Raw genomic sequence first — 12,262 nt, 5'->3', positions numbered from 1 at the left:
GCTCACTCCGGTGGCAGCGGCCAACTCCCCGATCAGCATCGTGACCTCCCGCACAGCGGCTTGACCTTCACATCCATGTCAAACCCTAACGTCGCCGCCATGACGAACATTTCACTCACCACATCGGTTACCGGTAGCGGCCCGGCGGTCGTCCTCGCGCACGGCGCGGGCGGCGGCATCGAGGCCAACTTCGGCTCGCTGATCCCGCTGCTGGCGCGCGAGCACACCGTGACCGGCTCGGATTACCCGGCCGACGACACCCCGTTGACCCTCGACGGTTTGGCCGACGCACTGGTCGAGGCCGCGGTGGCGGCCGGGGCACAACGCTTTCCGATCATCGGGTTCTCGCTGGGCACCGCCGTCGCGGTGCGAGCCGCCGTGCGCCACCCCGACCGGGTCACCGGGCTCGTCCTGGCCGCGGGCCTCGCGCGGCCCGACAATCGCCTCCGGCTCGCCCTGGATCTGTGGATCGGATCCCTCGCCGCGCACGATCACGATGCCTTCGCCCGCGTGGTGCTGTCGGCCGGCTACAGCACCACGTTCACCAATTCGCTGTCGCCGGAACAGTATTCGCGCTACCTCACCGATATCGCGACCACCGTTCCCGGCGGCGCCCGGGCGCAGGCCGAGCTCGTGCGAGTGGTCGACACCCGGGCGGACCTGGCCCGGATCACGGTGCCGACCCGAGTGATCGCGGCGACCGAGGATCTGCTCGTCGACCCCGCGAATTCGCGGGAGTTGGCCGACGGCATCGCGGGTGCACAATACGTCGAGATCGCGGCCGGGCATCTCCTCATGCACGAGGCGCCCGAGGCCTGGTATCGCGCGGTGCTCGACTACTCACCGAGTATCCGGCGGTGCGCGCGGCGTGACCGGCGGCCGTCGCGGGGCGTGGGTACCGGCGCGACGGTGGCCGTTACCATCGGTTGCACTATGAGCGAGGTTGCGGAGATCCACGGTGAGGTGGCGCCCGGTTTCGGGCCGGTCGCGGACGCGTTTCGACGCAACTTCGAACGCTGCGGCGAGATCGGCGCGGCGGTCGCCGTCTACGACGGCGACCGCCCGGTGGTGGATCTGTGGGGCGGGCTTCGAGATCGGCGGCGAGGGCTGGCATGGGAGCGCGACACCATGGTGCCCGTGTTCTCCTCCACGAAGGGGATGACCGCCTTCGTGGTGGCCGCGGCCGTCTCGCGTGGACTGCTCGACTATCAGGCGCCGGTCGCCCGGTACTGGCCGGAATTCGCCGCGCACGGCAAGGAAGCGATCACCGTCCGGCAGTTGCTCGACCACCGAGCGGGACTGCCGGTATTGGACCGGGTGGTGCGGCTGGCGGATATGGCCGACCACGACCGGCTCGCGGAAATCCTCGCGGACCAGAAACCGCTGTGGAGTCCGGGCACCCGCCAGGGCTACCACCCGATCACCGCCGGGCTGTATCAGGGTGAACTGCTCCGGCGGGTCGACCCGCAGGGCCGCACGCTGGGACGGATCTTCGCCGAGGATTTCGCCGCCCCGCTCGGCCTCGACTTCTTCATCGGCCTCCCGCCGGAGCAGCCCCTGGATCGGGTGGCCACCCTGTCCGCGACGACCGGACTCGACCTGGTGCGTTATGAACGAGATGTGCCGTTACGCATCGGCATCCAGCTGTTTCTGCGACGCGGCCTGACCTATCGAGCGTTGAGCAGCCCGCGCACCGGCGCGCCCGAGCGGGCCACCCGGCGAGAATTCCTCGGCGTGGAGAGTCCGGCCGCGGGCGGGGTGGGCACCGCGCGTTCGCTGGCGCGCGTCTACGGGGCGGCGGCGGGCCGGACCGGCGAATTGCCCATCGCCCCGGCGATCCTGGATCGGCTCGCCACCGCCGACACCGTCGATGATGTGCCCGCCGACGATCTGGTCCTGTTGACGCGCAGTCGCTATCACCTGGGCTTCCGGAAATCTTGCGGCAGTTTCCGGTTCGGCAGCGACAAACGCGCCTACGGCACCACCGGTTACGGCGGATCGTTCGGTTTCGCGGATCCGGCAACCGGTCTCGGTTTCGGCTACGCGATGAACCGCCTGGGCACGGCGGTTCTCGACGATGCCCGCGCCCGCGCCGTCCGGGAGGCGCTGCGACGCTGCGGATGAGTGAATCGCTGCCGGTTCACCACCACTGAATATCACCTCTTCAGTGCTGTTAACTATCTCGTCGCCGGTAGGTGACCGACTGTGCGCGCACGTGGCACAGACTGTCCCGCCGAGCGGCGAAGAGAAAGCAGTGATGCGAATGGTGATCCGTTATACCGCAGCGCACACCACCGGCTGGGACGATCCCCGGCCCGAGGACAGGGGTCAATTCGGCGCTTTCGGCGGCCGTTACGTTCCCGAGGGCCTGATGGCCGCGCTCATGGAAGTGGAGGACGCGCATCGGCGCGCCTGGGCCGATCCCGAATTCCATCGGGAACTCGACGAATTGTTGCGCGATCGAATCGGCCGGCCCACGCTGCTGCACGAAGCGCCGCGGCTCGCCGCCGAGCTCGGGGTACCAGGCGTCCGGGTCTATCTCAAGCGCGAGGATATGACGCACACCGGGGCGCACAAGATCAACAACGCGCTCGGCCAGGGGCTGCTGGCGGCTCGGATGGGTAAGACCCGCATCGTCGCCGAGACGGGAGCCGGCCAGCACGGGGTCGCGGTGGCCACGGTCTGTTCGATGCTCGGGCTCTCGGCGATCGTCTACATGGGCGCCGACGATATGGCCCGGCAGCACAGCAATGTCGTACGGATGCGTTTGCTCGGCGCCGAGGTGCGGGCGGTGCGGTCCGGCGACCGCAGGCTGAAGTCCGCCTCACCGAAGCGGTACGTGATTGGGTGGCGCACACCGAGACGACGCATTTCCTGTTCGGCACGGTCGCCGGGCCCGCGCCGTACCCGCGAATGGTGCGCGACCACCAGAGCCGGATCGGGGCGGAGGCCCGGGCGCAACTGCTCGCGGCGACCGGTCGTCTGCCCGACCACATCATCGCCTGTGTCGGCGGCGGCAGTAACGCGATCGGGATGTTCCACGCCTTCACCGGCGACCCCGGGGTGCGGTTGACCGGCGTGGAGGCCGGGGGCCGCGGCCTACACACCGGTCAGCACGCCGCGACGCTCAGCCTGGGCACGCCCGGCGAGATGGACGGCTCCTTCAGCTACGTCCTGCAGGACGGTGACGGCCAGATCGCCCGGACCCACAGCATCGCCGCGGGTCTGGACTATCCGGGTGTCGGCCCGGAGTTGAGCTACCTCAAGGACATCGGCCGGATCGACCACGCGGTCGCCACCGATGCGACCGCGCTGCGCGGGCTGCGCACACTGTGCCGCACCGAAGGCATCATCGCCGCCCTCGAATCCGCGCACGCCGTCGGGCATCTGCTGGAGCTGGCCGACCGGGGCGCGATCGCCGAGGATTCGATGATCCTGCTGTGTCTGTCGGGCCGGGGTGACAAGGACCTCGCCATCGCGGCCGAACTGCTCGAGGCGGGCTGAGCTCCGGTCATTCGATCAGCCGGTTCGCCTTCTCGAACAGTTCCACGGTGATGGCGTGCAGGAAATCGCCGGTCTGTTTGGGCGCCTTGCCGGCGAACGCGCGGGCGTGGGTGCCTTCCAGCACGATGCCGAGCTTGAAACACGCCAGCACCGTGTACCAGGTGGCGTGCCCGAGGTCGCGGTCGGAGAAGGTCGCGTAGTGGGCGATCATCTCCTCCGCCGTCGGCAGGCCGCCCGCGGCCCCGAGCTTGCCGACCAGGGCCGCACCGGTCGTGCCCGGTTCCGGGCGAGTAGCGATCTGCCAGCCCAGGTCCAGCAGCGGATCGCCGATGGTGGACATCTCCCAGTCGACCATGGCCGCGACCTCGGGGCCGTCGTAGGAGAACATCATGTTGGCCAGGTGGCAGTCACCGTGCAGGATTCCGGGGCGCCACCGGGTCGGGCGATTGCGGTCGAGCCAGTCCCCGACCCGGTCCACGCCGGGAATCTCCGGGCCCGGATAGCCGTCGTTGCTGCGGTAGGAGTCCAGTTCGCCGAGCCAGCGCGGCACCTGGCGTTCCAGGAAACCATCCGGCTTACCGTAATCGGACAGACCGAGCGCCTCGTAGTCGAGAGCGCCGAGCCGGGCGATGGACTCGACCGCCGACAGTCCCATCTGCCGCCGCACCTCGGGGTCGCCGGCATGCAGTGCGGGCAGTTCGTTCTGCGGGTTGAATCCGGTGATCGGCTCCATCAGGTAGAACACCGCACCGATCAGCTCTTCGTCGGGGCAGGCGGCGATGACGCGGGGCGCGCGCACGCCGGTGCCGGCCAGCGCACCCAGCAATCGCGATTCGCGACGGATCACGTCGTTGCTCTTGGGGCGCAGGTGTTTCGGGCCGCGCCGCAGCACGAACTCCCGGCCGCCGCGCCGGAATCGCAGCATGATGTTCTGGGTGCCGCCGCCGAGCGGGGTCACATCCTCGAAGGCACCGCCGGGCAGGCCCTGTTCATCCATCCACTCGCCGACGATCGCGAAGTCGACGACCTCGCGTTCGACCTCGGCCGGTTGCACCTCAGACATGCCCCACATTCTGCACCACCGCACCCGCACAACTGAAGGCATATGCCATCACTGCCCGGCGGTGGCCGCCGGATACGGTGATGCCATGAGCACGACCTGGCCCCGGGATCCGGGCGGGGCCACCAGCGACCGAACGAGCGGCGCGCACGCACCGGTGCGCACGTTGCTGGTCGACAACTACGACTCGTTCACCTACAACCTCTTCCAGCTGATCGGCGCGGTGAACGGCGTGGCGCCGACCGTGATCCGCAACGACGAGGTGGCGCGACTCGCGGACCTGGACCTGGACCGGTTCGACAACATCGTCGTCTCCCCCGGGCCCGGGCGACCCGATGTGGCACGGGATTTCGGTATCTCACGGGCGCTGATCGACCAGTCCGAACTACCGCTGCTCGGTGTCTGCCTCGGACATCAAGGCATCGTGCTGGCCGCCGGCGGCCGGATCGTTCCCGCGCCCGCACCCCGGCACGGATATCCGGATCGGATCACCCACGACGGCGACGACCTGTTCGCGGGCGTGCCCGCCGACTTCCTCGCCGTGCGCTACCACTCGCTGTGCGCCGCCCAGCCCCTGCCCGATGCGCTGGCCGTCACCGCGACCGCGCCGGACGGTGTGCTGATGGGTGTCCGCCACCGCCACCGTCCGCAATGGGGTGTGCAATTCCACCCGGAGTCGATCTCGAGCGAATACGGGACGACGCTGCTGACGAACTTCGCGCGCCTCACCCGTGAGTGGGCGGCGCGACGGGAACGCGCCGGCAGCGCGCCGCGGACGGATACCGGCGGGCGCGGCCCGTCACCTGCCGGACTCCACCGTGACCGCCGGGCCGAGGTCGGAGTGTCCGGTGCCGGCGACTCCGCGCCGGAGCCTCCGGCCGCGACCGCCCTCGACGTTCTCCACGCCGTGATCGATCGTGCCGTGGACGCGGAAACGCTTGTCCTGCAGAAGTATCGAGAGTCGCCGACGCTGTTCTGGCTCGACAGCGCGCACGTCGAACCGGGACTGGACCGGTTCTCGTTCGTCGGAGATGCCTCGGGTCCGCTGGCGGAGGTGGTTCGCTACCGGGTCGGTGCCGGCTGCGTGGTCGAGGACCGCGACGGGGTGCGCACCGACGCCCGCCCGGTGCTGGAATACCTGTCGGCGCGGTTACGCGAACGGGCGCTCCGGTTCCCGGATGTGCCGTTCGACTTCGTCGGTGGTTACGTCGGATATCTGGGCTACGAGATGAAGGCGGACTGCGGGGCCGCCGCGGCGCACCGTTCTCCCTATCCCGATGCCCAGTGGATATTCGCGGATCGGCTCGTGGTGATCGACCAGGTGGCGGGGCGCACCCATCTGATCGCACTGACCGATGCCGCGTCGGCCGCGAGCAACCACCGCTGGCTGGCCGAGATGCGGACACTCGTCGCGGCCCTGCCGGACCGGGCGGCGCCGGAACCCCTGGCGCTACCGGCCGACGAGGCCGCCGTCGTCGCCGGGCTCACCCGCGGACGGGACCGCTACCTGGCCGATATCGCGGCCATCGACGCCGAACTGCGCGCCGGCGAAAGCTACGAGGTGAATATCACCGATCACGTCGGAATCGACTCCGCCGCAGCCGGTCTCGACGTCTATCGGGTTCTGCGGCGCAGCAACCCGGCCCCGTATGCGGCCTTCCTCCGCTTCGGCGAGCTACAGATCGCCTGCTCCTCGCCGGAACGGTTCCTGAAGATCGACCGCACCCGCACGGTGGAGACCAAACCGATCAAGGGCACCGCCCCGCGCGGTGCCACACCCGAGGCGGACGACAATCTCCGCCGAGCGTTGGAATTGGATCCCAAGACCCGGGCCGAGAATCTGATGATCGTCGATCTGCTGCGCAACGATCTGGGCCGGGTCTGCGAGCTGGACAGCGTGCACGTGCCCGAACTCATGGTCGCCGAGACCTACACCACGATGCATCAGCTGGTGAGTACGGTGCGCGGGCGGCTGCGGCCGGAGGTCGACGCGATCGACTGCCTGCGCGCGTGCTTTCCCGGGGGCTCGATGACCGGTGCGCCCAAGCTGCGGACGATGGAGATCATCGACGGGCTGGAGACCGAGGCACGCGGAATCTATTCGGGCACCATCGGATTCCTCGGCCTCGGCGGCACCGCGGACCTCAATATCGTGATCCGCACGGCGGTGCGCGACGAGCACGGCTGGCGCGTCGGTGCGGGCGGCGCGGTCGTGCTGGACTCGGATGCGGAAGCCGAATTTCACGAGATGGTGCTCAAGGCCGCCGCCGCGCTGCGTGCGGTACTGGCCGCGGCGCAATTGCCGGTCGCGGGGGCCTGAGCCGGTTGTCCCCGGAGCCGATCGCCCCCGGAGCCGATTGCCCGGCGCCTATTTGCCCCGGCGCCGCGACCGCGGCTCGGGCTCGGGCGGTTCGGATTCGCGGCCGGTCAGCCGGCCCAGCATCGAGATGCCGGGAAGCTTCGCCAATCGGCTGAGGACGTCCTCACCCAGCGCGATCACCGCCTCCAGCCGCGGCAGCAGCCGGTCGTAGGCCGCGAAGGCCGGATCGGCCAGGGCCAGGGTGCGGTCCAGGCGATCGATGGTCGAGTTGAGCCGGTCGATGGCGGTCGCCAGATTCTCGATCAGATCCGGAAGTTGCGCGGCCAGCTGCACCGACGCCGGCGGCAGCCGGACCGCCGTGCCGAATGCGGTGCCGGCGGTGACCTGTGCGGCGTCGAGAGCCTGACCGGCCGCGGTCTGCGCGGCCTGCGCGGCCGCCTGGGCGGCGGCCAGGAATTCCGTCGCACCCGGTACCCGCGCGCCGCTGGGCTTGCGCCCGGAGCCACCCTTCGGGTTCGTCATACCCCTACTGTGCCGCACCGGGACAGTCACCGGAAGCTCCGCGCCGACCGCGCGATTCGTGTCGGCGCGCCCTGGCATAGTTCCCGGCGATGACAACCATGCGGCCCACCCTCGACGGCGATGCGACGCCGGTCCCGACTTCGCTTCTGTCGGTGCTGATCTCGTGGCGTTCGACGGAGCTGCCGGATGCGCACGCCATCCTGGTGGCCGCCGACGGCCGGGTCCGGTCGGCCCGGGATGTGGTGTTCTACAACGCCCCGCGCCACCACTCACAAGCGGTGACCCTGGACCAGGATCCGCAGCCGGGGACGGCACGGCTGTCGGTGTCGCTGCCCCGCGCCGAGGCCGCGATCGCGGCCATCCTCATCGGCGGTTCCGTCCCCGCGAACCAACCGGCGACACCGCCCGGCCCCGCCCTGTCGGTCGAGGATGCGCACGGTCTGGTGGCCCGGGCCGACATCGCGCCCGAGCCCGGGATGCGGGCCGCGATCTTCGGGGCGTTCCGGCGTGCCGAGGAACGCTGGTGGTTCGTACCCGGCGGAATCCAGCGCACCGCCCTCGCGGACCTGTTCGCCGAATTCGGCGTGCCGATCGGAGATCCGGCTCGAATCTCGCTGCACCGCAAGCAGATCGCCACACCCGCACCGCCGCCGGACTCCGACCGCCCCGACTGGTATCCGGACCCCACCGATGCGGCGCTGCTGCGCTGGTGGGACGGTTCCTGCTGGTCCGACGAGACGCTGCCCCGCCCGCCCGCCGACCCCCGGACGTGCCCGCGGTGCGGGCGCCGGCGGTGGCGCCTGATCGGCTCGTCGGCGCCGTGCCGGACCTGCGCGGAGGAGATCGACGAGTATCTGGCCGGCTGGCGGCCGCAGGCGTTGCGGGTGCTGGCCGCCGACGGCCCGACCGGTCCGGCCTGGGCGAGTTTGTGGACGCAGCTGCGCCGGCACCGGATCGAATCCGGCGCCGCGCTGGCCGCGCTGCGTGGTCCCGGCGCGGCGCAGCTGGAACGTCTGGCGGCGTTCGCCCTGGCCGACGGCACCGTCGGTGCCGCGGAGCTGGAACGGTTCGACGCCACCGTCGCCGCGCTCGGCCTGCGCGGCGCCGGCATGGACGAGCTGCGGCGCAGTCTGCGCCGGGTGCGGATCCTGTCCCGGCTGCGCGCCGGTGAACTTCCGGCCATCGCGGTGCCGGATCTGCATCTGGATCCAGACGAGCGCGTCCACCTCGACACCCCGGCCACCCGGGTCCGGCGCACGGCACGCGGTACCCGGTCGGTCGCGGGCCGGCTGATCTGCTCGAACAAGAAGCTGCGTTTCATCGGCCCGGGGGCGGGCATCGAAATCCCCTGGGCCAGGGCCGTTTCCGTGGCCGTTGCCGACGGTCTGGTCACCGTGGCCGCGACCTCCGCGCGCGGCGGCGCCGAATTCGAGGTCGCGGAACCGGAATTGGTCGCCGCCGTCGTGGAGGGCGCACTGCGCGTGGCCAAACGGCTCACCGTCGCTCCCGGTCGGCGCGACAGCCGGTCCATCGCACCGGATATCAAAGCCCAGGTGTGGCAACGCGACGGCGGCCGCTGTGTCGAATGCGGATCCACCCACTATCTCGAATTCGACCACATCATTCCGCTCAGCCGCGGCGGCGCCTCCAGCGTGGCGAATCTGCAGATCCTGTGCCGCGGCTGCAACCGGGACAAGGGCGAGCACATCTGACTCAGTCCGACGCGACGACCTCGAATCCCGCCGCGGTGAGCGCCTCGACGCCGGCCTCCTGCCGGATTTCCGGGATCAGCACCAGATCGGCGTGGAAGGTCGAGGCGACGAACACCGGAATTCCCGAGTCCGCCAGCGGGTTCAGGATCGCCACGAGCGCACCCGCCTCGTCGAGGTCGCGGGGTGTGGCGGCGTACAGGCCCACCCAGCACCGCTCGCGCTCCCACGGGGGCGCCTCCCGGATCACGGTCAATCCCTCCGGCGCCCGGACCAGCGCCACCCATTCGTCGTCTTCGGGGAAGGTCGCGGTCGGCAGATGGTCGACGCTGAACCGGGACGGGACGATATGTAGTCGCGGGGATTTCGGCATCTGCCGATCGTAGGTGGGCCGGTGGGTCAGGTGGTGGCCACCAGCAGTTCCTCACCGTTGGAGGTCCGCAGTCCGTCCGGTCGGCCCGCGAAGTAGCGCCGGTTCAGCTCGTCGGCGGAAATATGACGGGCCGTAGCGAATCCGGCCGTGCGGGCCATCGCCACCATCTGCTCGGGCGCGTAGAAGCTGAGGAACGGCGTGCCGGACGCCGCCGCACCCGATTCCGCGAAGCGGCGTCCGGGCTGATCCTGCTCGTCGATCAGTTCCAGCGGCGGCATGAAGCTCATCACCACCGTGCTCCCGGCCGCCGAGCCCGCGAGCAGTGCCAGCGTCTCGCGATTGACCGCGTCGGTCAGGTACATGCTCACACCCAGCGAGGCCACCACGGCGGGCCGGGACGGGTCGAAACCGGCCGAGGTCAACCGCTCCCACCACGAGTCCCGCTCGAAATCCACCGGCACCGACCGCAACCGCTCCGGCAGGTGGTAACCGATCTCGACCAGGCGGCGGCGCTTCCACGCCTGCGTCTCGGGCCGATCGACCTCGAAAATCCGGAATCGCCCGGCGATTTCGGGCCGACGCTGCGCGAACGTCTCCAGACCGGCGCCGAGCAACACGTACTGATCGACCGTTCCGGCCTGTTCGGTGAGCAGGTCCTCCACGAATCGGGACCGCGCCACGATGCTCGCCCGGAACCGGCTGGTGGCCGCGGGATCCATATCGCCGCGCTCGCGCCAGTCCGCGGGCGGATCGACCAAACGCAGGCCGATCTCGTCGTCGAGTACATGCGGTGGCGGGTCGAGTTGCATATGGACGGCGCGCCAGAGGGCCACCCGCACCGCCGTCTGATCGGGCACCTGATCGAGCCGGGTCTCACTCATCGCGGGCCGCCTGCAGGGTCCACGTCCGCCCGTCCGGATCGCGCACCGTCATCTCCCGGGTCCCGTAGTGGGTGTCGGCGAAGGGGGATACGACCTCGACCGGCGAGTCGGCCGAAAAGCCTTGTTCGTCGGGAACTTTCAGCACCACCTGCATGCCGGGTTCGCGATCCGGCGGAACCTCCGCGATGAACAGATAGGGACCGTTACCGTTGCGCAGCTGTCCGGAATTGTGATCGGTCGCGAACTCCAGCTCGAACCCCAGCTGCTGGAAGAACTTCGCGGACTTACCCCAGTTGTGGGTTTCCAGAAAGATCGCCTCGATCCCTCGATCGGCCATATCACTTCTCCTCTTCTGCTTCGCGCCCGGATCCGGCCTCGGTACCGAGATAAGCCCGCAGCGCTTCGGCCACGAGCGCCGACAGCGACATCTCCGACTCGACCGCCCGGAACTTGACCTGCTTGATCAACTCGACCGGCAGATACACGTTGAACTGCTTCACTTCCTCGGTACCCACGGTCCGAGGCTAACATGCTAGCAACCTAGATTGCTAGATGGGCATCGCATAAATATCCCTGGCCGAGTGACCGATCGAAGAACGGGCGGCTCGCCTATTCGGCGGATTCGTCCTGTGCCCGCGGCGCCGGGCCGGCAAACCGGATCACGCCGGCGTCCAGGTCGAGGTCCAGCCGCGGCCGGTACTCCTGCCCGTCGCTGTCCCCGCCGCTCTCGTCGGTCAGCTTCTTGCCGGGAAACATCTCACCGAACACGCCCATACCTTCACGATAGCCGTGGTAGCGCGCAGCGGAGCTCGGTCGAACGCCCGTCCGGGTCAGCGCGGCGAACGCACCCGGCACCCGCGCTGTGTTCGAGGTCACTACACTCGGGTGTCCGTTCCGGTTCTCGCCCGACCGAGGCAGGCGGAACGGAAGTTACTCACGATCGGAGGCATCGATGCCACTGGCAACCTCGGCATCCCGGTCCCTGCCGCCCTCGATGGTGGAGCGGATGACCCTCATCCTCGATATGTTCGAGCAACGATCGACGCGGCTGAGCCTGGTCGAGATCTGCACCCGTAGCGGCCTGCCCCGCTCGACCGCGCACCGGATCCTGGAGCAGCTGGTGAAGCTGCACTGGCTCGAGCACACCCCGTCCGGCTACTGCCTGGGCCGCCGGGCCCTCGGCCTGGGCGGGCACGATGGCCGGCACGGCGAAATTCGCGCGGCCGCCGCCGAACACCTGCACGAACTGCAACTGCGGACCGGCATGGTGGTGCATCTGGCGGCGCTCGAGGGCGCCGACGAGGTCTTCCTGGACAAACTCGGTGGCCCGTTCGCGCGCACCCTGGAATCGCACGTCGGCCGCCGCAGCTACGCCCATCTCACGACCGGCGGCCGAGCCATGCTGGCCTGGTTGCCGCCGGAGGAGGTGGAGGCCCTGCTCGGCAAGCAGTTGTCGAATCCCGCGCGCGGCCGCGGCTGGGACCTGCCGAGCCTGCACCGCGAGTTGAACCGGATCCGCCGCAACCGCGGTCTGTCCTTCGACCGCGGCGAGTACGCCAATGCGATGGTGGGGCGGATGCTGCCCAGTGTGGCTGCCGCGATTCGGGGCCCGCAGGGCCCGCTGGCGGCGATCTGCCTGTGTGGGGAAACGAGTTTCGCCGGCATCGAGCGGCTCGCACCGCTGGTGGCGGAGGCCGCGGCCCGCACGTCCCGGGCACTGACCCCCGAGGTTCGCGGCCGACGTCCCGCGGGCCGCAGCGACCGCGCGGCCGCGGCGAGTCCCGCGTAGTCACCCGTAGCGCGGACTGTCCGGGCCCGGTCTCGCTGAGCGGAAAGGGCGGCCGTCACCGCGGATGCGCGTGACACAGTGCGGTGGTTGTGATGCGCCGCACC

The 12,262-nt window shown here is 69.9% G+C and carries 11 protein-coding genes and 1 pseudogene; 5 read left to right on the top strand and 7 right to left on the bottom strand.

The window, feature by feature from the left end; translation table 11 throughout:
• Window positions 1–99: 99 nt before the first annotated feature.
• Window positions 100–2,124 carry an alpha/beta fold hydrolase gene (locus ON37_RS34560; protein WP_306306465.1) on the top strand — a complete coding sequence of 675 codons (2,025 nt, stop codon included), beginning with the start codon at window positions 100–102 and terminating at the stop codon, window positions 2,122–2,124.
• A 139-nt stretch (window positions 2,125–2,263) separates the two neighbouring features.
• Window positions 2,264–3,504 (top strand): annotated as a pseudogene (gene trpB, locus ON37_RS07750) (tryptophan synthase subunit beta).
• 7 nt (window positions 3,505–3,511) lie between these two features.
• Here the strand turns inward: trpB and ON37_RS07745 are convergent.
• Window positions 3,512–4,576: a phosphotransferase family protein gene (locus tag ON37_RS07745; RefSeq protein WP_083892807.1), complete on the bottom strand. Its 1,065-nt coding sequence runs from the start codon at window positions 4,574–4,576 to the stop codon at window positions 3,512–3,514.
• 76 nt (window positions 4,577–4,652) lie between these two features.
• Between ON37_RS07745 and pabB the strand changes: the two genes are divergently transcribed.
• Complete coding sequence (gene pabB / locus ON37_RS07740; protein WP_210742562.1) at window positions 4,653–6,884, top strand: aminodeoxychorismate synthase component I; 2,232 nt, start codon at window positions 4,653–4,655, stop codon at window positions 6,882–6,884.
• A gap of 48 nt (window positions 6,885–6,932) precedes the next feature.
• Here the strand turns inward: pabB and ON37_RS07735 are convergent, their stop codons facing one another.
• Window positions 6,933–7,406 carry a hypothetical protein gene (locus ON37_RS07735; protein ID WP_040718125.1) on the bottom strand — a complete coding sequence of 158 codons (474 nt, stop codon included), beginning with the start codon at window positions 7,404–7,406 and terminating at the stop codon, window positions 6,933–6,935.
• Between the two features lie 89 nt (window positions 7,407–7,495).
• Here ON37_RS07735 and ON37_RS07730 point away from each other — a divergent pair, with 89 nt between their 5' ends.
• Complete coding sequence (locus ON37_RS07730) at window positions 7,496–9,118, top strand: HNH endonuclease (RefSeq protein ID WP_245553105.1); 1,623 nt, start codon at window positions 7,496–7,498, stop codon at window positions 9,116–9,118.
• A gap of 1 nt (window position 9,119) precedes the next feature.
• Here the strand turns inward: ON37_RS07730 and ON37_RS07725 are convergent, their stop codons facing one another.
• The 5 genes from ON37_RS07725 to ON37_RS33425 all read right to left on the bottom strand — a co-directional run bounded on the left by ON37_RS07725 (window position 9,120) and on the right by ON37_RS33425 (window position 11,143).
• On the bottom strand, window positions 9,120–9,488 hold the full coding sequence (locus tag ON37_RS07725) for an ACT domain-containing protein (protein ID WP_040718123.1): 369 nt from the start codon (window positions 9,486–9,488) through the stop codon (window positions 9,120–9,122).
• A 26-nt stretch (window positions 9,489–9,514) separates the two neighbouring features.
• Complete coding sequence (locus ON37_RS07720; protein ID WP_040718122.1) at window positions 9,515–10,369, bottom strand: class I SAM-dependent methyltransferase; 855 nt, start codon at window positions 10,367–10,369, stop codon at window positions 9,515–9,517.
• Window positions 10,362–10,706, bottom strand: coding sequence for a VOC family protein (locus ON37_RS07715; protein ID WP_040718121.1), 345 nt, complete (start codon window positions 10,704–10,706; stop codon window positions 10,362–10,364). The genes ON37_RS07720 and ON37_RS07715 overlap by 8 nt, the downstream gene beginning before the upstream one ends.
• Before the next feature lies 1 nt (window position 10,707).
• Complete coding sequence (locus ON37_RS07710; protein ID WP_040718120.1) at window positions 10,708–10,884, bottom strand: ribbon-helix-helix domain-containing protein; 177 nt, start codon at window positions 10,882–10,884, stop codon at window positions 10,708–10,710.
• Window positions 10,885–10,978: 94 nt separating this feature from the next.
• Entirely contained in the window at window positions 10,979–11,143 is a 165-nt protein-coding gene (locus ON37_RS33425; protein WP_168441338.1) for a hypothetical protein, read from the bottom strand.
• Between the two features lie 178 nt (window positions 11,144–11,321).
• Between ON37_RS33425 and ON37_RS07700 the strand changes: the two genes are divergently transcribed.
• Window positions 11,322–12,158: an IclR family transcriptional regulator gene (locus tag ON37_RS07700; protein ID WP_245553104.1), complete on the top strand. Its 837-nt coding sequence runs from the start codon at window positions 11,322–11,324 to the stop codon at window positions 12,156–12,158.
• Window positions 12,159–12,262: the final 104 nt, after the last annotated feature.

Origin of the sequence: Nocardia veterana NBRC 100344, assembly GCF_000308855.1 — a bacterium.
Taxonomy (GTDB): Bacteria; Actinomycetota; Actinomycetes; order Mycobacteriales; family Mycobacteriaceae; genus Nocardia; species Nocardia veterana.
Note: the sequence above shows the minus strand (reverse complement) of the source record. Positions and strands in the feature narration are given on the sequence as shown.